General features: G+C 59.0%; 19 protein-coding genes and 1 pseudogene. 9 read left to right on the top strand and 11 right to left on the bottom strand.

Going from position 1 to position 24,726, the window contains the following annotated elements:
• Positions 1-334: 334 nt before the first annotated feature.
• The 4 genes from AO065_RS00645 (at position 335) to AO065_RS00630 (ending at position 5,468) form a co-directional block, all read left to right on the top strand.
• On the top strand, positions 335-886 hold the full coding sequence (locus AO065_RS00645) for a fimbrial protein (protein ID WP_004882549.1): 552 nt from the start codon (positions 335-337) through the stop codon (positions 884-886).
• Positions 887-987: 101 nt separating this feature from the next.
• Positions 988-1,743: a fimbrial biogenesis chaperone gene (locus tag AO065_RS00640; RefSeq protein WP_004882550.1), complete on the top strand. Its 756-nt coding sequence runs from the start codon at positions 988-990 to the stop codon at positions 1,741-1,743.
• A 37-nt stretch (positions 1,744-1,780) separates the two neighbouring features.
• Positions 1,781-4,294 (top strand): fimbria/pilus outer membrane usher protein, encoded by a 2,514-nt coding sequence (locus tag AO065_RS00635; protein ID WP_004882551.1) that lies wholly within the window; start codon positions 1,781-1,783, stop codon positions 4,292-4,294.
• Between the two features lie 61 nt (positions 4,295-4,355).
• Positions 4,356-5,468: a fimbrial protein gene (locus AO065_RS00630; RefSeq protein ID WP_032651106.1), complete on the top strand. Its 1,113-nt coding sequence runs from the start codon at positions 4,356-4,358 to the stop codon at positions 5,466-5,468.
• A 30-nt stretch (positions 5,469-5,498) separates the two neighbouring features.
• Here AO065_RS00630 and AO065_RS00625 read toward each other — a convergent pair whose 3' ends face one another.
• The 3 genes and pseudogenes from AO065_RS00625 to AO065_RS00615 all read right to left on the bottom strand — a co-directional run bounded on the left by AO065_RS00625 (position 5,499) and on the right by AO065_RS00615 (position 11,802).
• Positions 5,499-6,935, bottom strand: coding sequence for a hypothetical protein (locus AO065_RS00625; protein ID WP_004882553.1), 1,437 nt, complete (start codon positions 6,933-6,935; stop codon positions 5,499-5,501).
• A 182-nt stretch (positions 6,936-7,117) separates the two neighbouring features.
• Positions 7,118-9,430: pseudogene (locus AO065_RS00620) on the bottom strand (autotransporter outer membrane beta-barrel domain-containing protein).
• Positions 9,431-9,801: 371 nt separating this feature from the next.
• Positions 9,802-11,802, bottom strand: a complete 2,001-nt coding sequence (locus tag AO065_RS00615; protein ID WP_004882554.1) for a hypothetical protein — start codon at positions 11,800-11,802, stop codon at positions 9,802-9,804.
• Positions 11,803-12,158: 356 nt separating this feature from the next.
• Here AO065_RS00615 and AO065_RS00610 point away from each other — a divergent pair, with 356 nt between their 5' ends.
• Together AO065_RS00610 and AO065_RS00605 are read left to right on the top strand one after the other, a co-directional pair.
• A complete protein-coding gene (locus tag AO065_RS00610; RefSeq protein ID WP_004882555.1) occupies positions 12,159-12,908 on the top strand; it encodes a response regulator in 750 nt (249 codons plus the stop codon).
• Positions 12,905-13,960: a sensor histidine kinase gene (locus AO065_RS00605; protein WP_004882556.1), complete on the top strand. Its 1,056-nt coding sequence runs from the start codon at positions 12,905-12,907 to the stop codon at positions 13,958-13,960. The genes AO065_RS00610 and AO065_RS00605 overlap by 4 nt, the downstream gene beginning before the upstream one ends.
• A 57-nt stretch (positions 13,961-14,017) precedes the next feature.
• Here AO065_RS00605 and AO065_RS00600 read toward each other — a convergent pair whose 3' ends face one another.
• From AO065_RS00600 to AO065_RS00565, 8 genes are all read right to left on the bottom strand, one after another.
• Positions 14,018-15,067: an AI-2E family transporter gene (locus AO065_RS00600; protein ID WP_004882557.1), complete on the bottom strand. Its 1,050-nt coding sequence runs from the start codon at positions 15,065-15,067 to the stop codon at positions 14,018-14,020.
• Between the two features lie 91 nt (positions 15,068-15,158).
• On the bottom strand, positions 15,159-15,989 hold the full coding sequence (locus tag AO065_RS00595; RefSeq protein WP_032651099.1) for a DUF4892 domain-containing protein: 831 nt from the start codon (positions 15,987-15,989) through the stop codon (positions 15,159-15,161).
• A gap of 127 nt (positions 15,990-16,116) precedes the next feature.
• Entirely contained in the window at positions 16,117-16,971 is an 855-nt protein-coding gene (locus AO065_RS00590) for an alpha/beta hydrolase (protein WP_004882559.1), read from the bottom strand.
• Positions 16,968-17,789: an alpha/beta fold hydrolase gene (locus AO065_RS00585; RefSeq protein ID WP_004882560.1), complete on the bottom strand. Its 822-nt coding sequence runs from the start codon at positions 17,787-17,789 to the stop codon at positions 16,968-16,970. The genes AO065_RS00590 and AO065_RS00585 overlap by 4 nt, the downstream gene beginning before the upstream one ends.
• Before the next feature lie 130 nt (positions 17,790-17,919).
• Entirely contained in the window at positions 17,920-18,363 is a 444-nt protein-coding gene (locus AO065_RS00580; protein ID WP_004882561.1) for a hotdog fold thioesterase, read from the bottom strand.
• Positions 18,364-18,422: 59 nt separating this feature from the next.
• Positions 18,423-18,887 (bottom strand): phosphohistidine phosphatase SixA, encoded by a 465-nt coding sequence (gene sixA / locus AO065_RS00575; protein WP_004882562.1) that lies wholly within the window; start codon positions 18,885-18,887, stop codon positions 18,423-18,425.
• On the bottom strand, positions 18,884-19,228 hold the full coding sequence (locus tag AO065_RS00570) for a DUF4389 domain-containing protein (RefSeq protein WP_004882563.1): 345 nt from the start codon (positions 19,226-19,228) through the stop codon (positions 18,884-18,886). Before AO065_RS00570 ends, sixA begins: the two co-directional genes overlap by 4 nt.
• A gap of 25 nt (positions 19,229-19,253) precedes the next feature.
• A complete protein-coding gene (locus AO065_RS00565) occupies positions 19,254-20,279 on the bottom strand; it encodes an NAD(P)H-dependent glycerol-3-phosphate dehydrogenase (RefSeq protein ID WP_004882564.1) in 1,026 nt (341 codons plus the stop codon).
• Between the two features lie 286 nt (positions 20,280-20,565).
• Between AO065_RS00565 and AO065_RS00560 the strand changes: the two genes are divergently transcribed.
• The 3 genes from AO065_RS00560 (at position 20,566) to fabB (ending at position 24,455) form a co-directional block, all read left to right on the top strand.
• The gene (locus AO065_RS00560) at positions 20,566-22,491 is read left to right on the top strand and encodes a response regulator (protein ID WP_004882565.1); all 1,926 of its coding nucleotides are present in this window, start codon (positions 20,566-20,568) and stop codon (positions 22,489-22,491) included.
• Positions 22,492-22,711: 220 nt separating this feature from the next.
• Positions 22,712-23,227 (top strand): 3-hydroxyacyl-[acyl-carrier-protein] dehydratase FabA, encoded by a 516-nt coding sequence (gene fabA / locus AO065_RS00555; RefSeq protein ID WP_004882566.1) that lies wholly within the window; start codon positions 22,712-22,714, stop codon positions 23,225-23,227.
• Between the two features lie 10 nt (positions 23,228-23,237).
• A complete protein-coding gene (fabB, locus tag AO065_RS00550; RefSeq protein ID WP_004882567.1) occupies positions 23,238-24,455 on the top strand; it encodes a beta-ketoacyl-ACP synthase I in 1,218 nt (405 codons plus the stop codon).
• The last annotated feature ends 271 nt before the right edge of the window (positions 24,456-24,726 follow it).

Below are 24,726 nucleotides of genomic sequence, written 5' to 3'. Positions count from 1 at the left end.
CCTGCCACCATTACAAAAACTGCAGTTAAGTCCTCATGACTGCAACGACCTACAACTTCCAGGCTGCCTTGTTTTTCAACGAGAAATATCCACATACGAAAAGAAATAGAAAAACCCGTCACATGCCATCTATTTCCCTTTAAAAAACCAGCAGGAAAGTTCTTACAGACACAGTCATCAACCAAGTAAGACTCGCCCCTTTATCAATCAAATTTCCCGCACTAGAATCCCGCCCCGTCATGACACGCAATAAAAACGCCATACCGCTTGATATAAATAGATACATATAACGCAAAAAACTTTCTACACTTCACCTCGCCATAAGGTTCTTACCGTGAAAAAAACAGTATCCGCACTGGGCCTGACCGTGGCCGCCGCACTTTATGCAGCGTCGGCATCGGCCAATACCGGCACAATCAACTTCGAAGGCAAGATCACCAGCAGTACCTGCCCGATTGAAGTCGTCAATCCCGGCGACGGCGCAGTGGGCAATCTGGTGAAAATGGGTTCGGTCGACGCCAGCCGTTTTACCGGCGTGGGCCAGGAATACAGCGGCAAGCGATTTGCCCTGCGCATCGACGATAAAGGCAGCTGCGGTCTGACCGGCGTCGATGACGTCGCCAAGGTGACATTCAACGGTACTGCTGACACCTCTGGCAGCTATTTTGGTGTTACCCCTACCTCGGATGGAGCGACCGGCGTGGCCATCGTGATCAAGGACCACACCGGCGCGGCTGTCGCCCCCGGCGCGGAATCTGCCGAGTACCCGCTGATCAAGGACGGCATCACAGACATGGTATTCGATGCCTACTACCGCTCGACCGCTGCCACAGTCACTGCGGGTACGGCCTCGGCAGACGTGCAGTTCGTCGTTGCAATCAACTGATCTGCCCGCTGGCTTCCGACATGGTCGTCCACGCACCATCCACCTGAAACATCGTCAATGCATCCAGACCTCCTGAGGTCTGGATGCACAAGGTAAATCCAATGATCGGCGTAACCCGTCAGCAGGTTTTTCCAGGCCGTGCACGTGCGCTTTGCGTGGCTTTGCTCATGCTCACCGCTTTCATGCACGAAGCTCGTGCGGCATTGACCGTCAATGCAACTCGCGTGGTATTTGCCAGCGACAAGCGCAGCACTTCGGTCATCATTTCCAACCCGAGCAATCGACCTTTCGCCGTTCAGACGTGGGTCAACACCCAGGCGGACGACGCCACCTCACTCGTGCCGTTTGCCCCCTCACCTTCGCTGTTTCGCCTCAACCCCGGCAAGGAACAGCAGGTGCAGATAAACGGCCTGCCCAATGATCTGCCCGATGATCGCGAATCGCTGTTTTTCTTCAACGTCCAGGAAATCCCACAGGCCGACGCGTCACAAGGCAACGTACTGAACATCGCACTGCGCACACGCCTGAAACTGTTCTATCGGCCTGCGCAGCTCAAGGACAACCCCATCTCCCGGCTCAAGGATCTGCAATGGTCGATCAGCAGTCTGGAGGGAAAAACCTACCTGACTGCCGCCAATCCGACGCCTTTTCACGTGTCGTTCATTCGTCTGGAAGTCAATGGCAGCGGCAAGACTGAAAAGCTCAGGCAGGCCGCCATGCTCGCCCCCTTTTCGACCCAACGTTACCTGCTGGAGGAGACCTACGCGACACCAGGCGTAGAAGTAGTGTTTTCAGCAATCAACGATTACGGCGGTTACAGCACACCACGGACCGCCCCTGCCCCGCTGACACCCTGAGTCGGCCTTTTTTGGATTCACCTCCAGGACATAGAAAATGACGCTATTACCCGAATCCGGGCTCATACCGGTGCGCCTGCGTTTCATGCGCCTGTTATTGGTATGCGGAAGCGGTGCCTTGATCCTGAAGCCGAGTTCCAGTGCTGCGGCTACGCTCCAGTTCCAGTCAGGCTTCCTGCGTCAGGGCCCCGGTTACTCCAGCGATGCCGGGGTACAGGCGCTCGATTCGCTCACCGACACTCAGGATCTGGTCCCGGGAAGCTACTGGATAGAGATCTACGTGAACACGCGCTATTTCGGCCAGAGACAGATCCGTTTTATCCAACGGCCGACGGGCGAAGGTCTTGTGCCCTGTTTCTCCAGCCCAATGCTGGAACAGATGGGGCTTCGGGTTGAAAGCCTTGCCGAACCTGCCTTGTTGCAAGAGCAGTGCGTCGACCTGCTGCGGCTGGTCCCGGGATCACAAATCGAATTCGACGGCGGCAGGCTCCAGTTGTCACTCTCCGTCCCGCAGGTTGCCATGCGCCGCGACATGATCGGCCAGGTCGATCCAGCCCTCTGGGATCATGGTATCAACGCTGCGTTTTTCAGCTATCAGGCGTCAGCCCAGCAAAGCACCGCAACCCATACCGGAAGCCGCAACAGCGCTGACCTCTACCTCAATAGCGGGATCAATCTGGGTGCCTGGCGACTGCGCAGCAATCAAAGCATACGCCACGATGAAGAAGGAGGCCGCCAATGGAAACGGGCCTACGCCTATGCACAGCGGGATCTGCCAGGTACTCATGCGAATCTGACCCTGGGCGAGACCTATACCGCAGGTGACGTCTTCGCAAGCGTGCCGATAGAAGGGGCGCTCATCAGGACCGATCAGGAAATGCTGCCGGATGCGCTTCAAGGCTACGCACCGGTGATCCGTGGTGTTGCACAAAGCCGCGCCAAACTGGAAGTGCTTCAAAACGGCTATCCGATCTATTCAACCTACGTCAGTGCGGGCCCTTATGTGATTGACGATCTGACCACTGCAGGCAGCGGCGAACTGGAAGTCGTGCTGACCGAGGCTGATGGGCAGGTCCGGCGCTTTATCCAGCCCTACGCCACGATCAGCAATCTGCTGCGCGAAGGCGTATGGAGGTACAGCGCTGCGCTCGGACGTTACAACGGCGCTCGGGACAGCGAACAGCCCTGGCTGTGGCAAGGCACTTTGGCCATGGGTATCGGCTGGAACTCGACGCTTTATGGTGGCCTGATGACCAGTGATATCTATCACGCCGGAGCGCTCGGAATATCAAGGGACATGGGACAGCTGGGTGCCCTGGCCTTCGACCTCACCCATTCGCGTGCCGAAACAGACAGGCTTGATGAGAGCAGCGTGCAAGGCATGAGTTATGCGATCAAATACGGCAAGGCATTCGCGACCGACACAAGCCTGCGTTTCGCGGGTTATCGCTACTCCACCGAAGGGTATCGGGACTTCGACGAAGCGGTGCGCCAACGCGACCAGCGCAGCACGTTCAGCGGCAGCAGACGCAGCCGTCTGGAAGCGTCCATTCATCAACGGATCGGGTCACGCAGCAGCCTCGGCATGACGCTGTCACAACAGGACTACTGGGGTACCCGGAGTGAGCAACGCCAGTATCAATTCAACTTCAACACTCGATATGCCGGCATCACCTATAACCTGTATGCCTCGCAATCGCTGAGCGAAGGGCGCAATCGCAACAGCGATCGGCAAATCGGTCTCAGTCTGTCAATGCCTCTGGACATCGGTCATTCCAGCAATGTCACGTTCGATACGCAAAGCAGCGGCAGCCGTCACAGTCAAAGAGCGAGCCTGAGTGGCAGCCTTGACGATAACCGCCTCAGCTACCGAACCAGCCTGAGCAGTGACGACGGGCACCAACGCAGCGTCGGGGTTTCGGCAGGCTACCAGGCCGCTTTCGGCAGCGTTGGTGCAGGCGTCACTCAAGGTACCGGTTATCGCAGCACATCGATCAACGCCAATGGCGCCGTTCTGCTCCACGCCGACGGCATCGAGCTGGGACCCAATCTGGGCGACACCATTGCGCTGGTGCAAGTGCCTGGCACGCCAGGTGTCGGCATTCTCAACGCCACAGGGGTCGAAACAAACCATCAGGGCTACGCGTTGGTCCCCTATCTGCGCCCCTACAGGTACAACCAGATTGCTCTGCAGACCGATCAGCTCGGCCCGGAAGTCGAAATCGAAAACGGCAGCGCTCAAGTGGTTCCCACACGAGGGGCCGTGATCAAGACCACCTTTGCTGCCCGTACGGTCACGCGACTGATCATTACCGCCCGGACCGCCGGCGGTCAGCCGTTGCCATTCGGAGCCCGGATCAGCGATGCAACCGGAAAGCCGCTGGGAATTGCCGGCCAGGGTGGGCAGGTCCTGATCGCCACTGACGCCCGACCGCAGACCCTTGACGTGCGCTGGGGCGAACAAGGCGAGCCGCAATGCCAACTGCACATTGATCCAGCAAGCATGCCGCAGACCGATGGCTATCGCTTGCAAGAGCTGACCTGCACCTGATCGCCACGCAACCGACACCGTCAAACCGCCCGCCGCCAAGGAATACTTGATGAACGACCCAATGAAGCGCCTGACACGGGGCCTGATCGCCCTTGGTGTCCTCTACGGTGCCAGCGTCCAGGCACAACCGCAAAAGCAAAACCCCAACAACGATTGTTACTGGGTTTCCAACCCTGGAATCAAAGACTTCCGTCGCGACATCGGCACGCTGTATATCCCCCGGGATGCACGCATCGGCAGCGTTATCGGTACGGTGGACATGAGCGCACGAAGCACTGATCTGGCCAACCTGCACGCAGCCTGTGGCAACAACGGCACGGTGCTTCTCGAATTCAACGCGGTCGCAACTGCACCGATCTTTCCGGGCGTAATCGACCCGATCAATGGTGAAGATGTAACCGGCAAAATAGTGCAAACCAATATTCCAGGCGTCGGTGTCAGGATCAAACTGGGTTATCCGTTCACCAACCCGTTTGGCCCTTGCGCCAATTGCTTCTTGCCGGTGGGGGGAAATCCGACGGTGCCCTACCTCGGCATCAACGACCACCAGCACATGCTGACTTCGCTCAGCATGACGTACCTGACTAATGTGATCACACTGGTGAAGACCGGACCGATCCCGCCTGGCCCGCATCAACTGGACGGTGGCGAACTCTGGTCCGGCAGCGTCACGACGCTGGGCAGGATCATGAGATACGGACTGGTCGGCACCATCATCCAGGCTCAGTGCACTGTAGGCAGCAACCCGGTCAGTGCAGATCCGGTACAACTGGGTGAATGGGACAGCTCGGACTTTACAGGACCAGGCTTTACCACCCCCCCGGTTCCTTTCAGCATTGCCCTGAGCAATTGCGAGACCGATGCCAGCGGCGCGTTCGTGAGCACCGCACACATCCAGTTGGACGGCGTCAATGGCTCAACACCTATTGGGCCGGCCAGCAACGGCATTTTCAGCCTGACGAGCGATTCGGGAGCAGAGGGCATGGGGATTCAGATCCTCAAGGCAGATGGTGTTACGCCGATGGAGCTGCAGGCAGAAGTGCCTCTGGTCACGATTACGCCGGGCAGCACCACGCTCAATTTCAATGCCCGTTTCTACCAGACCCATACCAGAAGCGAAATTCGCCCGGGGCTGGCAAAAGGAGCGCTCAGTTTCACGATGACCTACCGCTAGTGGTGCGCGCTCGATAGCCGACTTTCCGGATCAGTTGGACAGCGTCGGCCTCAGCGACCCGAATGGCATCCAGCTGGCTTTCTCATCGAAACTCACCTTCGTGCGCACTTCCAGCAGACCACCTGTCTTGAAACGTTGCAGGTCGGTTTTGGTGATGTGTCCGACATCGATGGTATCGGCGACATGGGGGACCGGAGACTCTTTCAAGACATCTATGGTCAGGTTCTGTCCTCCGACGCTCAGGCCGATAACCTGAATGGTGATGAATTGGCTGGTGTCCATGAACGGCCAGCTACCCAGCGTAAAAAGGGCCCTTCCGCCATCTGCAATGCTGCCCAGACTCAATCGCCCGCCCGAGACCTTGTCGCACTGCACCACGGGAAAGCCGCTGATCGTCAACACCTTCAAGGTGTGAGTGTTCGAAACGTGAGGATCCGCGACACCGCTTTCGTGCACCTCGTAATAGACCGGAATTGATTTTCCGAAGTGCTGCGCGATGCAGGTGGACGGGATGGTGAACGTCCTCGCATCCTCCTTTGACGTGAGATAGGAACCCACGCTCTCTGGCTCCGCCCACTGCACCGAGACTGTTTCTCCGGCACGGATCACAGCGTCGTCAGGTATTGTTACCGTGGCGCCGTGGATGGCATGTATCGGGTTGAGCGTGCTGGTTGCTGCCGAGCCAGTCGCTTGTGTGACTCTCGGGGGAGGCAGTACGCGAGGTGCAGGCTGGGCCTTGACCTCAAGTTCAAAGGGGCGGGAATACGGGCTGAGATTGCCCGCCCGATCGCGGAGTCTGTAGAACGCGTAACGCGTTCCATCCTTGCGCGACAGAATCATGTCACCACCAAACTCGAGCGCGACCGGCTTGCCCACTTCTTCTCGCTCGAGGATCCTGGTTGAAACCACATCAGCCTCAGTGAAATTGAAGGCACTTTTACTCCAGTACCAAGTCACCACATCACCTGCCTTGCCGCCACTGTAAACAGGCACAATGCCAATGACTTTATTGTCATGGTCGTTCAGATACTGTTCCGTGATAGTCGCAGTGTCGAACTCCAGCTGGCCGGAGGCGGCGTTCAGTACAGGGGCGATCACATCCACCGTAACGATCTGTCTCAACGAATCGTTGGAGTTGCCATCTGAATTGACCACCACGTAATGAAGCTCATGCGCCCCTTGGGTCAATTGCGCAACAGGTATGTCGAAGATCAGGTCGTTCGCAGGCAAGGTAGGCACCCCGCCATCCAGCTCTCGTCTGTCAAGCAGCTTTTCATCCCAGAATATGTTGAGATAAAAACGCTCATTGGGCTTGGGGGTGTATCCCCAGGCAGGCACTTCGATCCGCAATGGCGAGGTCGCCAAGCAGGCGGGCAGCAGACCCGTTTCGTCCCATCGGGAATCGTCAGCCATCAAATCGGCGACAACAGGTAACGCGAGTTCTTGCTTTGGAGTGGAGTCGGTCATGTGCGCCCTCACCATCCGGTTTCATAGCGTCATGAAATCGGCATCAATTCTTCAAGATCCAGATTTAACACGCTGACCCGTGGCGTAAACACTGGCAGATCTGCCAGGTCGTCGATGAGACATACGAAAAAAGGGAAGACCTGCTGGCCTTCCCTTTGGATGCGGTAGAAATTTCTGGCGAATTACCAGTTGTACCTGAGTCCGACGTTGGCACCCCAAGGCTGCTCAATGCTGCTGCCATTGCTGTATTCGAAGTCCATGTGCGCCTCCAGCCGCTCGGAAAACGCAACGGCGACGCCAGCTCCCAGCTCACCGCGTGAACCGGAAATGTCATTGTCGAACCGGTTGTCGTTCACTTTCACTTCATTGCTTTTGACGAACTCATGTGCCAGCGCGACGCGCAGGTATGGCTGAACGATCCGGCCCTGCCCCATATCGAAGTTGCGCCCTGTTGTGACACCCACCTTGCCCAAAAGCGAGCGGGTCGAATCACCCTCGGCACGCAGACCGTTATCCAGCTCGTAATCCTTGCCTTCGATGAATGCCCCGATCAGTTGGGTATAGGGCTCGACGTAATAGCTGCCGTCCAGTTTGATGTGACGCCCAAACTCAACGGACGCACCAACGCCGGAATTGCTGTAGTCCCCCTTGGTGCGCGTACCATCACTGAGATTCACTCGCGCCTTGTTGTTGAAGCGGTTCAGCTTGATCACGCCGTCCAGATAATAGCCGCTCTGGCTGTCCAGCCAGGTGCTATAGGCGCCCACGTAATAACTGTCAACCTTGCCATTGGCTCCCAGATCCAGGTCGGACGTGCTTTGCCCAGCCATCACGCCTGCCAGCCACTGCCCGTTAGAGGTCGGTATGCTGCCGTCCGCTCCCAAAGCAGTTCCGTGCTGCACCTGTTTGTAGCCGAAGCCGGATGCATTGGCCACATTGAATTTATTGCCGTAAGACCTCATCCAGACGCCTGAGCGCCCACCATTGGCGCGCAGCTCACCCATACGTGTGCGCAGACTGCTCAACTCGCCGTACCACACGGTAGGTGCGGCGTTGAACAGGGCCAGAACTGTCTGCGGTGCAGGACCGATCGTGCGGGTAGTAGCGTCCAGCTACCAGTCGTTGTCGCCCTGCTTGATCAGGTCATAAGACCAGGTGCCCAGGTCCACGCGTCCGCCGACCAGCGCGAAACTGGCATCACCCGCTTGAGCATGCACCACATGCAGACTGGTGTCGGTAGTCGGATCGCTGCCAGTACTGCCGACCAGCAACTGGTGGCTGCCCGTCGCGCTGCCAGTGATGTCGATAAAATCGGTTTGCGCCCCGCCGAAGTCCACATCCATCCTGAAGGTGCCGCTGCCAGACAGATTGGCGGCCGAAAGGGTGTAAAACGCGGCAGCCTCGCCGAGCTGGACGGCACCGCCGTTCATCACGAGGTTTTCGACGTTGCCGTTGTCGACCATCGTCCACCGCGACCCGTTGCCGACAGCTACACTGCGAGTGTTTTCAAGACGACCGGTCAGTAGAGAGCCGTTGTCCAGGTGCACATTGGCCGTACCGCCGGACTCGGCAACGATATCGCCCGTGAGGCTACTCTGGTTCAGATTGACGGTGGCCGTACTGCTGGCATCAACCTGGACATTACCGTTCAGGCGGCTGTCGTTGACGTTCAGGGTAGCGTGCGACCCGTCCGCGGTTTCGAGGATATTTCCGTTGCCGCCCGTCAAGGTGGAACCGTTATTCACATTGATGACGGCGATGGGTAGAGCGCTTGCCGGGTTCGATTGTGCGACCCTTATCGCAGCACCGGTCTGCCCCGTCACCTGGCTGGCATCGAGGCTCAACGAACCCTCCCTGTAACCCTGTTCTGCGACGATCAGCACACCCTGCTTAGTACCGGTAATGCTACTGCCGCTCGCCTCGGCCGCTCCTGCAATCAAACGCAGGCCCAAACCGCTGGTACCGTTGCCGGTCAACGTCGAGTTCTGCAGATCGAGCAGGCTGAAGTGCGTCACCGAAGCCCCGGCAGTCACGCCAGTGCTGGTACTGTTGGTCAGGGTCACGGTCGAGCCGAAGGTATTGCTTGACTGCCTTATAAGGGAAAGGCCGCTACCCGTGCTGTTGAGCAGCGTACTGTCGGCGATCGCTCCCAGGCTTTCGTTCAACGTCGTTCCGCTTCTGACCGTCGAGCCTGTCATCGTGAACAATGAGCCGAACGACAAATCGGCGTACTCGATCGAGGATCCGGCGGTCATTGTCAGGGTGGAGTTCCGCACAATGACCGAGCCGTGCTGGGTTCCACCTTTGACATTCAGCGTTCCCCCCTCGGTCACGATGTAGTTATTACTATTGCTGAGTCGATCAATGTCAAGAATGCCCTTGACTGGAATAGTGGCACCCAGCGCCGTATGGCTGAAGAGAAAAACCGGCAAGAGCGACGTCAGGCTGATCGCAGCAGGCAAGGGGCGACGAATGAACAAATCGGCGATCGACATACATAATATCCTTGAGGCCATGGGCAGCTGATACGCATAGGGCAACGCCAGCCGGGCGCTTCATAAGTGAGCGGCCGCGCAGACTACATGCTTGCACCTCAAGCTTATGCAAGACCAATCTGATGTTATTGTAGGACTCGTCCTACGTAATAATGCCGTCAGCCTCTAAGTTTAAAGCCTGGAATTCAACGCAACAGAACGTTTTGAACTATAAGTTCATCGGCTTAGTTAAATCGGGTAGCCCGCAATAGAAAGGATGGACGCTTCGATTTCGCGACCCTTTGAGTCGAAATCGGCAATACCCACCCGCAACAATCATCAGGCATTGCCGTATTCAATACAGTTCAATTGTCAAGCCGCGTCGCAGGCCGTCATTCAGAGAGATCGGGGATATCGCAAACTCCCGGCTCTTCCCGTGTGCACAGGTTTAACTCGCCTGGCAGTACGCGCGTTACAACGACCAGGGTCGATTTGACACTTATCTGGGTTGGCGATTTCTTCAACACGTAGGTGACGCGGCCACTGCCACGCGTCACGATGGGCTCGATGTAATCAATATAAGGCACTGTGATGGTAAAACCGTTCCTCACTGCGTCGTCATCCAGCGTCACAGTGGGCGCCGAATAGGCCGTTCCAGGAATAGGCGAGTTACCTTGCGAGTCATCATAGGCCTGCCAACTGACATCAACTGTGTTACCCACTTCGAAACTAACCCGATCCCCCGGGATCCTGGCTTTGATTCCGTCCCAGGGTTTCGAGCAGCAGTTGATCACCGGAATGGCCGGATTTCCTCCGGAATACCGGTCTGGAAACTCTACATCTGCGAGTTCTTCCGACTCGACGATAGTCACCTTTACCAGGGTACGCGGGGATTGCTGCTCGTTGACGCCATTCCAGGTGCTGTAATAGACCGGCAATTGTTCGTTGTAGCCACCTTGCTGGATTTTGTCCCAAGGCACTGTGAACTCAACGGGATCGGCGGGCGGGTCGGTAATAACCACCTCATCGACATGAGGTATCAACGCCCCCCAGAACAGGCGCAGGCTCTGTCCGGCGATCACAGGATTTGGCGTCACCAGCGCCTTGGCATCCAGCCCCTTGTCCTCCTCGCTTAGCTCGTTATCTACAGGCCCGCGGCTCTTGATGACCACCGGTGGCAGCTTGTCATTTATCGGATCAGGCCCTTCGGGATCCGGATCCGGATCTGGATTGACACCTGCCACGGTGAAATCCACAGAGATGTCAATTTCCGGAGAGCTTGTCTTGGCAGCGCCCCGGACCACGCTATAACTCACTTTGAAGCTGCGCGCGTCCAGCGCTCCCTCTGCCGACAAGGTAGGCCAGTCAATGAAAATCAGCATCGGAAAGGTTGACAGAGGCACCGCTGGAACCGTGGTGTTTTCCCAATTGACCTCAATCATGTCCTTGCCTGGTTGCGGGTTGCCATAACCTGGCGCGGGAATTTCCACGCGCACGCCCAGACGCGCGTCGGCACGATCAATCAAACCATCATTTGCCAACGGTACCAGCGGCGCCACAAGACTTTCCGGCAGCGGATCAAGATCAACATAGATCTCCTGCCATCTTGAGGGCTGACCAAGGTTGCCGGTTCGATCAACATAGCGATAAAGCACTGCGATCGGGCCATCCTGAAGTGTTTTGACGAGATCAGCGTCAAGGCTTATGACCGGATCAGCGGCTCCTGGCAAGGCTTGATCCTTTGAGACGGTAATGGATGCGACGTGGTCTATCGGATCGGCCATGCTTTTGGGACCAACCGGACCCCAATACACTCGAATCTCATCGCCGGCAATGATATCGCTGGTACGAGGGATACTGATATCAAGCGTCGCATGAGCATCGAAGTACGCCAGTGTAAGGCCGTTATCGATGACGTCTTGCGGCAAGCCGGGAGCCTGCCCTGGAATATTTCCGTTGGGCGCCGTATGGTCGACAGTCACTGACCGGGAAGCCGAACCAATTATGTTGCCATCACCATTTGCGTGCAGATATTCAATCTTGTAGACGCCTTCGGATTCGAATTTATCTGCGGGTATCACATATACGCGAATGTCAGGGGTCACCGGATCAGGCAGGTCGATAATATCCAGTCGATCTCCATTCATGATGAAATGCAGTTGTTCATAAGGATTCAGCTGTACAGAGTTTGGAATCCTGATCGTCCAGTCTTTTCCCCACTGAGTTCTGGGCCAAAGGTACCTGTCATCTCCATCAATAAGCCCGAGCACGCCATCGACGTCGGGCTGATCCAGGTCCACCTTTTTCTGTGAGCCCTCGGAACGTTTTTTTCGATAGGACTGCCGCGCCTGCTCAGCGGCGGTCAGTTCGGGTTGAGGTTTTGATACAGTCATCAATGCGTCTCCCTGACGAAGACCCGCCGGACCGACGGGCAATGACACATGGGCCTGAACGGACTTTCATGACCGAGAAGGCGACCTGCCGGCACGCAGCAACACTTCGGTTGCGCGGCCGTACAGACGCCATTTAACGTGGACAGCGGCGTTGTCGATACTGTTGGAAACGCTAGGTGCAGGCACAGAAATGAGGTAAAAATTCTTAGGTGTATCAACTCCGATACATTCCCGACATGCCGATGACAATCAGAAGCCCCACCCTCTCGCCGCGCCTCCCGGCGAATCGGTATGACGGGAGCCTGAATCATCAACAGCGGCCAACCATGGCAGCATCAACAGGCAGCACAGGCACTATGCAGGCATTCACCGAGAACTCATCCGACACTACCGCCCCCGAGCAGCGCTGGGCAGTGCGCGCCCTGATCGTCGATGACGACGTGGCGATCCGTGAACTGCTGTGCGATTACCTGACGCGCTTCAATATTCAGGCACGTGGCGTGACTGACGGTGCCCAGATGCGTCTTGCCCTTAGCGAAGAAAGCTTTGACGTAGTCGTGCTGGACCTGATGTTGCCCGGCGAAGACGGCCTGTCGCTGTGCCGCTGGCTACGCAGCACCTCGGACATCCCTATCCTGATGCTGACCGCCCGCTGCGAACCCACCGACCGAATCATCGGCCTGGAACTGGGTGCAGACGACTACATGGCCAAGCCGTTCGAGCCCCGCGAACTGGTAGCACGCATCCAGACCGTACTGCGCCGGGTTCGCGATGAACGCAGCGATCAGCGCAGCACCATCCGATTCAATACCTGGCGCCTGAATAGCGTGCTGCGCCAGTTGATCTCGCCTGACGGCCTTGTGGTGCCACTGTCGAACGCCGAATTTCGGCTGCTGCGGGTGTTTCTCGAGCGTCCGCATCGCGTGCTGAGCCGCGAGCAATTGCTCGACGCCGCCCGTGGTCGTTCGATCGAGGCGTTCGACCGCAGCATCGACCTGCTGGTCTCGCGCCTGCGCCAGAAGCTGGCCGACGATCCGAAGAACCCGCAACTGATCAAGACCGTACGTGGCGAAGGCTATCTGTTCGATGCCAGGGACCTGGGTTGATCCGCAGGTTCGATACGCTCTTCGCCCGCCTCTTCGGCGGTGCGCTTTTGGCCATCCTGCTGGCGCACCTGCTGGCGTTCATCTGGTTCATGAATTACGGCATGCACCCTATGCAGCCTCCGCCAGGGGGTGAATCTTCTGCTCAGCACGATCAGAGCAGCCCGGATTATCCGGACGAGCGACGCAGACCGCCCAGACCACCGCTACTGGGCGGTCCTGTCGTGCCACTGATCTTTCAGTTCATTACCCTGATCATCGCGGCGTGGTATGGCGCAAAGGCCCTGAGCCGTCCTGTGCAGCGATTGAGCGAAGCCGCCGAACGACTGAGTGAAAACCTCGACAGCCCGCCGCTGGAAATCTCCGGCCCGCGCGAAGCCCGTCAGGCGGCGCAGACCTTCAACCTGATGCAGCACAAGCTCCGTGAGCAGATGCAGCAACGCGGGCGCATGCTGGCAGCGGTCTCTCATGACCTGCGCACGCCCCTGTCGCGGCTCAAGCTGCGTGTCGAACAGATCGAGGAGCCCAGGCTGCACGGGCAGATGACCCAGGACCTCAACGACATGATCAACATGCTCGACGCGACCCTGGCCTACCTCAACGAACACCGCCGGACCGAAGTCCTGCAACAACTGGACTTGCAGGCGCTGATCGAGTCACAGGCCGAAAACGCGCAGGACAATGGCGACGATGTTCAATACGAAGGCCAGTGCAAGCCGCTGAAAACCCAGCCCATGGCGCTGCGCTCATGCCTGCAGAACCTGGTCGATAACGCTCTGCGCTACGCAGGCAGCGCGAAGATCGTGATAGAGGACGGCGCTGATCGGGTCAAGATTTCGGTCGTCGATCATGGCCCCGGCATCGCGCCTGAACTGCATGAAAGCGTGTTCGAGCCCTTTTATCGACTGGAAGGTTCGCGCAATCGCAACTCCGGTGGCGTCGGCATGGGCATGACCATCGCCCGCGAAGCGGCGCGACGCATCGGGGGGGAATTGTCGCTGGAGCAGACGCCGGGTGGAGGACTGACGGCGGTGCTGCAATTGCCACGTCATTGAGACCCGGACGCCGCAGATTCTGGCCCTGCGACGTCACTGACCTGCGCAAGCGTCCATTCAACGCGGCGTTCGCGCCCGCTCGCTGCCGACCCAATCCGTCAACAGGCTATAAGCCACCGCCAGTAACGTCGGCCCAATGAACAGACCGATGAACCCGAACGCCAGCAGCCCGCCAAAAACACCCAGCAACACAATCACCAACGGCAGGTTGCCGCCCCGGCTGATCAGGTACGGCTTGAGCACGTTATCCACGCCACTGATGATGAACATGCCCCAGATGCCGAGGAATACAGCCATGCCATATTCGCCCTGCCAGACCAGCCAGGCGGTAGCGGGCAACCACACCAGTGGCGGGCCCATCGGGATCAGGCTGAACAGGAACGTCAGAATACCCAGCACCAGAGCGCCGGGAATGCCCGCGATGAGGAAACCGATCAGTGCCAGCACCGCCTGGGCAGCAGCCGTGCCTATCACACCGTTGACCACGCGCTGAACCGTACCCGCAACGAGATCCAGATAATACTGGGCTCGGTCGCCGATCAGACGTTCCAGCAGGCTGAGGACGAACGCCGCCAGGCGCGGGCCGTCGCGGTAGAAGAAAAACGCAAAGACGATGCTCAGGGTCAGCTCGAGAATACCGCCGCCGATCTGCGCACTGCGCGCCAGCAACCAGTTGCCGACCTCACCCAGATAGGGTTTGACGGTGGTCATGAAGGCTGCGCCCTGCTGATCGATGGTGGTCCAGAAACCCACCAGCCGCTCACCCACGATCGGAATGCCTGCCAGCCAGGTGGGCGGATCCGGCAGACCGTCGACCTGTACATCTTTGACAAACGCCGTGGCATCGCGCACGTGATCAGCCAGGTTGAAACCCAGCCATACCAGCGGCGCGGCCACCAACAGCAGCCAGCACAGACTCATCACCAGTGCCGCCAGCGATTCCCGCCCCTTGAACCAGCGCGTCAGCAGGCGCATCAGCGGCCAGCTGGCAAACGCCAGCACCGCGCCCCAGACCAGTGCCGACCAGAACGGTGCCATCACCCACAGGCAAGCGCCGAACAGGGCCAGCAGCAGGATCTGAACCAGTAGACGATCATTGTTGAACATGAAGGGCCTGCGAGAAGGAATCGGAAGTGGCGAGCATAAAGACGAACACGGCTGGCGTCAGCCGTATTCGTCATGGGCAGAACGTGGAATGCTAGCGAATCACCTCGATGGACACGCCCTTTTTATCGGCACCGCCGGTCTCCAGTCGTGCAGCACGGACACCCTTGGCGATCAGCGCATCGCGCCATGCAGCAGCGTTGGCCCCGGACACGGTGGCTCGCAAGGTGCTGTCGAGGTTGAGCCCACGCGAGATCAACGTCACCCAGCCCTCTTGAGGTTCGCCACCAAGTCTTGGCAGATCAAGCTTGCCGGTGCTCTTGAGTTGACGCAGCAAGGTGGCCGAGGTGGGCAGCAGATCACCCAGCGGCGCGGCTGACTCGAACTGCTCGACATGCAGATAGGCGCGGCGATTGCCACGGGTGATGCTGTAAAGCGCAACCAGCGTATCCGTATTGGGTTCAGCAAGACGCAACAGCAGATACGCTTGCCGGTCATCGGCGCCATACAACTTGGAGTTGCCGAATACCTCGTTGGCCCACAGGCTGCTTTCGCCACAGTCGCGGGCCTGGCACCAGAACAGCAACTCGGCACCCTGTTGTTGCAAGGCTTCGCGCGCTGCGGTGAAGGCGTCGTCAGAAGAATGCTCGGCAGGCAGCTGATAGGTAACCGACGTCAGATTGCCTCGCGCACTGACCTGACCATCGAACCGCAGCTGGCCGCTGATCTTGCGGATCGAGCCCATCGGGTAGACACGTTCGAGTTCGGCGCGGGGGCGATAGTCGACGATTTCCGAGTCAGCCAGACGCGGCAGAATCTGCAAATCCTGACTGCCCGGCAAATCGGCAGCACCCACCATGGCACTGAAGACCGACGCAAGGAGTGCAACGAATGGAACACTGGATACACGCATGAGTGCTCTCATTGGCAGGCAGACGAAAGGAAAACATGAGGGGCATTGCCGACAAGGCAATCTTGCAGAGTGGAGGATTGATCCATCGTGGTTGGCTCCTGTTTCAACCTGCTCAGCGTCGGCAGTTGCCGACCGCAAGTCAAGAAGCAGCGAAGAAGCGATTGAAACAGCGTGCAACAGCGCACGCGCCCTCCTCGTCATCCAGATGCAGATGATGGCCGCCCGGCAAGGTTTCGATGCCGAAAGGCAGACGCTCGATCACGTCGTGTTTTTTCACCAGCATGCCCTCGCGGGCGATGACCAGTTGCGTCGGACATCTCACATTGTTGATGAACGCCATGGCCTGTTCGTGGGTCAGGCGCGTCGCAGAAGGCAGGGTCAGGCGGCTGTCGCTGCGCCAGGTGTATCCGCCCGGCACCGGCATCAGCCCGCGCTGCGCCAGCAACTCGGCGGCCTCGCGACTGACCGCCACCACACCCTTCACGCGCGCCTGAATGGCCCGGTCCTGATTCTGATAAACCGGTTTTTTCTTGCCGGGCAGCGCCAATTGCGCCTGCAGCGCAGTGCCCATTCGTTCAGCGGCAGAGTCAGCCTCGCCGGTCAGAGGAATCAGGCCGTCGATCAACGCAAGCCGAGTAACCCGCTCAGGCAGCGCGCCAGCCAGCATGACCGAAATGATTGCCCCCAACGAATGCCCGAGCAGCGCGAAGCGCGACCAGCCCAACTGCTCGGCGACCTGAAGGACGTCGAACACATAATCGGCCAACGCGTACCCGGCACCTGCCGGTCGGTGATCGGAGTGACCGTGCCCGGCCAGATCCAGTGCCACGATACGCAGGCCGTCAAGCTTCGGGGCAAGCCGGGCAAAGCTGTTGGCGTTGTCGAGCCAGCCATGCAACGCGATGACCGGCAGTCCGTCTTCGGGGCCGAACAGATGCGCAGCAAGCTCAATGTGCCCAAGGCTCAGTCGTACCTCCTCGACAGCACAGGTCATGCCAAGCTCTTCTGTGCGAGACGTCTTGCATTGCGTTCATCCCAGCGCATGAACAGCGATTTGAGCAACTGCGCCGTTTCATCCGGCCGCTCCAGTGGAAACATGTGCCCTCCCGGCATCGACAGGTATTCGCCTTCACGCATGCGCCTGGCCAGATAGCCATGGTGCGGCATGATCACACGGCTGTGCTTGCCACGCACCATTGCCAGCGGCACCTTGAGCTGACGCGACGGAACGGGGCTGGTGTGCGGAATACTGCGATAAATGCTGATCTCGGTGGCCGGATCGAAGCGCAGGCGCAACTGCTCGCCATCCTGTTGCAGGCCGTGCTGCAGATAGGCGTCCAGACATTCCGGGTCGAACCGGCGAAACAGCGTCTTGCTGGAAAAATAGGCCCGGGCCGATTCCAGATCGGCAAAGGCCTCGCGACGCCCCAGCGTTCGCCCCGCAGGCGTGATCCGGTCAATAAACCCCAGGCGTTTGGCAGCACGGATAAACAACTGATCAGCCAGCCCCAGTACCGGCGAATCGAGCATCACCACCCCTCGGTAAAGCTCGGGACAACGCAGGGCGGCATGCAGGTGCAACAGCCCGCCCAGCGAATGGCCCACGCCCCACACCGGCTCGGCCTGCTCTCGCAAATGATGGATTAGTTCGTCAACCAGATTCCGCCAGTTGTCGTCCACGGGAAAACGCGGATCATGGGCATGCTGTTCCAGATGTGCCACTGCATATTCAGGCCCCAGCGCAGCGAACAGCTTGCCGTAGGTGGCCGAAGGAAAGCCGTTGGCGTGGGCGAAGAACACGGACTGGGGCATGCTGATAGACTCAGGGGCCGGACGAGTAGCAATTGTGCGCACCCTCGCGTAGCCACGACAACGATTGGAACTGCCATCGAAGGTGTCACTCCGGCCATCCATAGGCCGAAGTGTCAGCAGCCCGCATCCATCAACGAGCTGGTGGTTCCTGCCCGTGTGGCACCACCGCGACGGTCAGGCGCGAGATACAGCTCAGTTTGCCTTCGTCAGTGGTGATTCGGATATCCCAGACATGGGTGGTACGGCCGAGGTGCACCGGCTTTACAACACCTGTGACGCGTCCGGACCGCACGCCACGCAGGTGGTTGGCGTTGACCTCAAGCCCAACGCAGAAAAACTTGCCCGGATCCACAACCAGGTAGCTGGCCATCGAACCCAGTGATTCGGCAAGCACTACCGACGCGCCACCGTGCAGCAGGCCGAAGGGTTGATGGGTGCGCTGATCGACCACCATGCTGGCGGTCAGGGAGTCGTCCGTGAAGGCTTCGAAGCGGATATCAAGCACTTCGCCGATGGTGTTCTTCTGCGCCTTCATCAGGGCATCGATATCCGGGGTGACACGCCATACACTCATGTTCAGTCCTTTTTATGGTGGGGTGACGCTGGTTTTTCACAGGGCGAGCGGCCGACTTGTCAGTCCGCTCGCACGTGGCGAATACTGTTGAGGTTCATGCCACCTGCGAGCACATGATCGCCTTCAAGCTCGGCAAGGCTGGCCGTGCTCATCGGTTCGGCATGCTGGTAACTGCTGTGGGCCAGCAGCCCGATCAGGGCACCGACCAAAGGCTGATGGCTGACCAGCAGGACTTCGTCGACAGTCAGCGACGCGAGTTGCTCCAGAACCTCACGCGGATCGCTGTCCGGTGTCAGCCATGGCACGGTCACGACCGCGTCATCGAAGCCCAGCGACTTGTGAACCAGCCCGGCTGTCTGCTGCGCGCGGACATAAGGGCTGGCGAGTATTTTCTGCAACGGCTTGTCGCTCAGGTGAACGGCGCTCTTGAGCACTTCTTCTCGACCATGATCGGTCAGTTCCCGCTCGGCATCGCTGCGCGCCCGGGACTGGGCTTCGCCGTGGCGCAACACCCAGACCTTCATAGCTTCGGCTCCTCGTCACGCACCGGATGCGGCGCCGGGGCAACACAATGCGCAGCTTCGCCCTCCGGGGCACGTGGCGTCGGCCAGTCAGCGAACGGCCAGGGCTTCTGATCCGAATGGAAGGTGCCGAAACGGCCGATCTGAGCCAGAAACTGGCTGAGGCTGTCGCCAAAGTTCATGAGGCTGCCGCTGGGTGCGCCGTAGATCAGGCGATAGCCCAGTTGCACAATGACCACGCCTGCCAACATCACTTCTGCGACCTGCCATACAATGATGAACAGCAGCATCCAGAGGATGCGCAGCGCGATGGATTCGTTCTTCTGGGTGTTCGACTGGTTCAAGATCCTTCTCCCGGCTGACGTGATTTCAATTGAAGCCCGTGATTGAAATGAAGTCGACGTCCGTCTTGGGCTCGGCGCGCATCAGCGCCTCGATCACCTGATTGAGCGTACGACCTTCGAAAAGGATGGCATGCAGGCCCGCGACCAGTGGCATGTAGACCTGCACCTCCTGGGCTTTGACCTTGAGCACCTTGAGGGTGTTCACCCCTTCTGCGACCTCGCCCAGACGCGTGACCGCCTCCTCCAGGGTCAGACCCTGGCCCAGCGCGAACCCGACCTGATAATTGCGGCTCTTGGGTGACGAACAGGTCACGATCAGGTCGCCGACCCCGGCCAGCCCCAGAAAGGTCATCGGGTTGGCACCCTGAGCAACGGCAAAGCGGGTCATTTCGGCAAGGGCGCGTGTGATCAGCATACTCTTGGTGTTTTCGCCCATGTCCAGCGCCACGGCCATACCGGCGATGATCGCGTACACGTTTTTCAGTGCCCCGCCCAGCTCGACACCGAACCGGTCGGCGCTGGCGTAAACCCGAAATGTACGACCATGCAGAACGGCCTGCACCTGCTGACACAGCGCCTCGTCTTCGCTGGCGACCACAGTGGCCGTCAACGCATGCTCGGCGATTTCCCGCGCCAGATTCGGGCCGGACAACACGCCGATACGCGCCTGCGGGACGATCTCTTCGAGAATCTGACTCATCAGCTTGAAGGTCTGCGCTTCGATACCCTTGGTCAGGCTCACCAGCATCTTGCCGCTCAGGCATTCGACGTGAGGTGAAAGCACACCGCGCAGGGCACTGGAGGGCAACGCGACGAAGATCAGCTCGCTGCCTTCAAGCGTTGCGGCCAGATCGGTCACAGGCTCCACTTCAGCCCGGACCTTGATGCCCTTGAGGTAGCGTGGGTTTTCACGATTGATGCGGATGGCCTCCGCCTGCTCGGGATCACGCATCCACTGGCGAACCTGGTGACCGTTTTCGGCCAGAAGATTTGCGATGGCGGTGCCAAAGCTGCCGCCACCAAGAACCGCTACAGGCTGCTGCGTGGTCATAAATCATTCCATCCTGGGCCACTGATTGGCGATGTCGGCATTATACGGAGCGTTGCGTCGTCGGCCAGCGTCAAACGCGCCAGAGCCTGTCAGCAAACAATAAGGTGTCTGGAAACTGCCTCCATCTCGGTTAACATGCGCGGACACTGAATGCATTATCGTGAACATCGGCTTTCCTGAGCATCCGGAACGATGCCACCGATGCATTGATACGAACCCGCGAGCGCACCGGCATGGACGCATCAGTCGAATTTCAGGAACAGGCCGCCGCCGAACGGGGCTGGCAATGACGTTTCGTCACTGGGACATCAACACCCGCACGCAAATGATCAGTCTCGGCCCGGCCTTGCTGCTGACGGTCCTGCTGATCGGGTTCTTTACGTTCGTGCGGATTCAGGATCTGCGTCAGGAACTCAACCACACCGGCCAACTCATCGCCAACCAGCTGGCGCCTGCCGCCGAGCCCGGATTGCTGGTCGGCGACACCGAAAGCCTCAAAGGCCTGATGCGCGCCACGCTGTCCATGCCCAGCGTTCGCTATGTCGAGATTCAGGACAGCTCCAACACCGTTCTGGTCTACATCGACCAACCTCGGGAGAACGAGCACCAGACGCGCCAGATGGAAATTTTCCAGGCACCGGTACGCGCCCAGCATCTGGTGGTGCACAAGACACCTGCGACGGGAGAGCCGTTATCGGCGGCAGGCTCCAAGCGTTATCTGGGCCGAGTACTGGTCGGCATGTCCAGCGAAGCCTTCAACCGACGCCAGCAGGAAATCCTGCTCAAGGCCGGCATCCTGGCGCTGTGCGCACTGTTGTTTACTTTCCTGCTGGCCAGACGCCTTGCGCTCAGTCTGTCGCGACCGATCAGCCGCATGGGTGAAGCCCTCAAGGCCATTCAGCAGGGAGACTACAGAACGCCGCTGCCGGTCAGTGACGATGCCGAACTCGGGGCGCTGGCGCGGCACATCAATAATCTGGCAGCGAATCTGGACAAGGCCAGCCTGGAGCAGCAACGCTCCATGGCCCAGCTCATCCAGACCCGAGAGGAAGCGGAACAGGCCAACCGCGCCAAATCCGACTTTCTGGCGATGATGAGCCATGAATTGCGCACGCCCATGAACGGCGTGCTGGGCATGCTGCAATTGCTGGAAACGACCCGCATGACCGACGAGCAGAGCGAATACGCCACGCTCGCCACCGAGTCCACCGAGCATCTGTTACGCGTCATCAACGACATTCTCGATTTCTCGCGCATCGAACGCGACGCGCTGCAGATGGAGGGAATCGCGTTCAATCTGGCCGAACTGGTCAACGCATCCACCCATGCCTTCAACCACAATGCACAGCAGCGCAACCTGCAGTTGAATCTGCAGGTCCAGCCAGGCCTGGAATCGCTGACCGTCATCGGCGATCCGACACGTATCCGGCAGATTCTGGTCAACCTGATCGGCAACGCGCTGAAGTTCACCGAGCAAGGCAGCGTCTGCATCAAGGCGGGCTGGAGCCTGATCGAAGACGACCGGCTGCAGTTCACCTGCACGGTTCAGGACAGCGGCATCGGCATTCATGCCGACATGCTGGAATCGATGTTCGACGCCTTCCAGCAGGCTGACAGTTCCATCTCCAGACGCTATGGCGGCACCGGCCTTGGCCTGCCGATTGCGCGCACCCTGGCCGAGCGCATGGGCGGCACCCTGCGTGCGCAAAGCGAAGAAGGCGCGGGTTCGCTGTTCACCCTGCAGATACCGCTGCCGATATCACGACACCTGCCCGTCGACATTCGCCAACCGCTGTCGGCACTGGACGCTTCGGGCAAGGAGCGCAGTGTTCTGCTGGTCGAAGACAATCCGGTGAACCGCACCGTGGTTCAGGCCATGCTGCACAACCTGGGGTGCCGGGTGGACGTCGCCGTCGATGGTGCCGAGGCTGTTAACATGGCCGCCGCAGGCGAATACGGCCTTATTCTGATGGATTGCCGACTGCCGGTCATGGACGGCTATGAGGCCACGCGCCGTATCAGGCAACTGGAAGGCCTCGAACAGCTGCCCATCATCGCTTTGACGGCGAATGCATTGCAGGGTGACCGTGACGCCTGTTTACAGGCGGGCATGGACGACTATCTCGCAAAACCCTTCAAACACGCTGATTTACAGCAGGTTTTACGTCGCTGGCTATTCTTTCGGACACCTGTGACTGGCGATAAATGTTAAATTGCGGCAGTCTTGACAGCCTGATCGACCCTGAACGTCGGTCGAGTGACAAAATTCAGTGCACAGGTGTACTTTGATTTCTCCTGTCCTGTGACTTTCATTACAACGCAACAGTCTATGAGTAGGCTGCCGGACATAGTCCTGGCAATTTAGTCCGCCAGGACTGGCGTTTGGGCCAGTGGCGCCCCAACCTGCCGCACAAGATCATTGAGGAGCTCGCATGACCAAACAACACGCCTTTACCCGGGAAGACCTGCTGCGCTGCAGTCGTGGCGAGCTGTTCGGCCCAGGTAATGCGCAACTGCCCGCCCCCAATATGCTGATGGTTGACCGCATTACGCACATCAGCGAAGAAGGCGGCAAGTTCGGCAAGGGTGAGTTGGTCGCCGAACTCGATATCAATTCTGACCTGTGGTTCTTTGCCTGTCACTTCGAAGGTGACCCGGTGATGCCGGGCTGCCTGGGCCTTGACGCCATGTGGCAGCTGGTCGGCTTCTATCTGGGCTGGCAAGGCAACCCCGGCCGCGGCCGCGCCCTGGGTTCAGGTGAAGTGAAGTTTTTCGGCCAGGTCCTCCCGACTGCCAAAAAAGTCACCTATAACATCCATATCAAACGCACCATGCGCGGCAAACTGGTCCTGGCAATCGCCGACGGTACCGTGAGCGTTGATGGTCGCGAAATCTACAGCGCCGAAGGTCTGCGTGTCGGTCTGTTCACTTCCACTGAAAATTTCTAAGGGTAATCGCATGCGCCGCGTCGTTATCACTGGTCTGGGTATTGTTTCCTGCTTGGGCAATGACAAAGACACCGTCACCGCTAACCTGCGTGCCAACCGCCCTGGCATCAAATTCCAGCCGGAATATGCCGAAATGGGTCTGCGTAGCCAGGTTGCCGGCTCCATCGACCTCAACCTTGAAGAACTGATCGATCGCAAGATCTACCGCTTCGTCGGCCATGCGGCAGCCTATGCCTATCTGGCCATGAAAGACGCCATCGCTGACGCCGGCCTGACCGACGAGCAGGTGTCCAACGTGCGCACCGGCCTGATCGCCGGCAGCGGCGGCGCATCGACACTGAACCAGATGGAAGCGCTGGACATCCTGCGTGAAAAAGGCGTCAAGCGTGTCGGCCCTTACCGCGTCACGCGGACCATGGGCAGCACCGTTTCCGCTTGCCTTGCCACGCCGTTCAAGATCAAGGGCGTGAACTACTCCATCTCGTCCGCCTGCGCCACCAGCGCTCACTGCATCGGCAACGCTGTCGAGCAGATCCAGCTGGGCAAGCAGGACATCGTCTTCGCAGGCGGTGGTGAAGAAGAACACTGGAGCCAGTCGTTCCTGTTCGACGCAATGGGCGCGCTGTCGACCCAGTACAACGAGACGCCGGAAAAGGCTTCCCGCGCCTATGACGCCAAGCGTGACGGTTTCGTCATCGCCGGCGGCGGCGGCATGGTCGTGGTCGAGGAGCTGGAACACGCTCTGGCACGTGGCGCGAAGATCTACGCGGAAATCGTCGGCTACGGCGCGACATCCGATGGCTACGACATGGTCGCACCGAGCGGCGAAGGTGCCATCCGCTGCATGCAGATGGCCCTGTCGACCGTTGATGGCCCGATCGACTACCTGAACACCCATGGCACCTCGACCCCGGTCGGCGATGAAATGGAGATGAATGGTGTACGTGCAGTCTTCGGTGATAAAGCGCCGGCGATCAGCTCCACCAAGAGCCTGTCGGGTCACTCGCTGGGCGCCGCTGGCGTTCACGAAGCGATCTACTGCCTGCTGATGATGGAGAACAACTTCATCGCCGGCTCCGCCAACATCGACGAGCTGGACCCGAAAGTCGCTGACATGCCGATCCTGCTGGAAACCCGGGAAGACGCAAAGCTCGATCGCGTCATGAGCAACAGCTTCGGCTTCGGCGGCACCAACGCCACACTGGTTCTGCAGCGCTACAACGCGTAAGCAAGACCGTGCAAGACTGAAAAGGCGCCTCTCGAGGCGCCTTTTCTGTTTTCGGACTGCAGCGCGCAAAAGGCTGCCTGACACCTTTGTGGGAGGCGGCTTGCCGGCGATGAACGATGACGCGATTTTCCTGGCATACCGTGTCGCCGGCAAGCCGCCTCCCACAGCCCTGTGCCCGCTACGGAAATCGGTCATGCCAACCCTGACATTCTCCCCTCGCCCCGCCCGCGTTATGATTCCAGACACTCCCTGACAGATTGTCGAGACCCGA

The organism is Pseudomonas viridiflava (assembly GCF_001642795.1).
Taxonomy (GTDB): domain Bacteria; phylum Pseudomonadota; class Gammaproteobacteria; order Pseudomonadales; family Pseudomonadaceae; genus Aquipseudomonas; species Aquipseudomonas viridiflava.
Note: the sequence above shows the minus strand (reverse complement) of the source record. Positions and strands in the feature narration are given on the sequence as shown.

Coding starts and splice junctions, on each gene's coding strand:
- AO065_RS00580 (WP_004882561.1), bottom strand. CDS start 18,363: ATGAGTGTATGGCGTGTCACCCCGGATATCGATGCCCTGATGAAGGCG.
- AO065_RS00615 (WP_004882554.1), bottom strand. CDS start 11,802: ATGACTGTATCAAAACCTCAACCCGAACTGACCGCCGCTGAGCAGGCG.
- AO065_RS00600 (WP_004882557.1), bottom strand. CDS start 15,067: ATGTTCAACAATGATCGTCTACTGGTTCAGATCCTGCTGCTGGCCCTG.
- AO065_RS00560 (WP_004882565.1), top strand. CDS start 20,566: ATGACGTTTCGTCACTGGGACATCAACACCCGCACGCAAATGATCAGT.
- AO065_RS00585 (WP_004882560.1), bottom strand. CDS start 17,789: ATGCCCCAGTCCGTGTTCTTCGCCCACGCCAACGGCTTTCCTTCGGCC.
- fabA (WP_004882566.1), top strand. CDS start 22,712: ATGACCAAACAACACGCCTTTACCCGGGAAGACCTGCTGCGCTGCAGT.
- AO065_RS00595 (WP_032651099.1), bottom strand. CDS start 15,989: ATGAGAGCACTCATGCGTGTATCCAGTGTTCCATTCGTTGCACTCCTT.
- fabB (WP_004882567.1), top strand. CDS start 23,238: ATGCGCCGCGTCGTTATCACTGGTCTGGGTATTGTTTCCTGCTTGGGC.
- AO065_RS00640 (WP_004882550.1), top strand. CDS start 988: ATGATCGGCGTAACCCGTCAGCAGGTTTTTCCAGGCCGTGCACGTGCG.
- AO065_RS00565 (WP_004882564.1), bottom strand. CDS start 20,279: ATGACCACGCAGCAGCCTGTAGCGGTTCTTGGTGGCGGCAGCTTTGGC.
- AO065_RS00635 (WP_004882551.1), top strand. CDS start 1,781: ATGACGCTATTACCCGAATCCGGGCTCATACCGGTGCGCCTGCGTTTC.
- AO065_RS00590 (WP_004882559.1), bottom strand. CDS start 16,971: ATGACCTGTGCTGTCGAGGAGGTACGACTGAGCCTTGGGCACATTGAG.
- sixA (WP_004882562.1), bottom strand. CDS start 18,887: ATGAAGGTCTGGGTGTTGCGCCACGGCGAAGCCCAGTCCCGGGCGCGC.
- AO065_RS00630 (WP_032651106.1), top strand. CDS start 4,356: ATGAAGCGCCTGACACGGGGCCTGATCGCCCTTGGTGTCCTCTACGGT.
- AO065_RS00625 (WP_004882553.1), bottom strand. CDS start 6,935: ATGACCGACTCCACTCCAAAGCAAGAACTCGCGTTACCTGTTGTCGCC.
- AO065_RS00610 (WP_004882555.1), top strand. CDS start 12,159: ATGCAGGCATTCACCGAGAACTCATCCGACACTACCGCCCCCGAGCAG.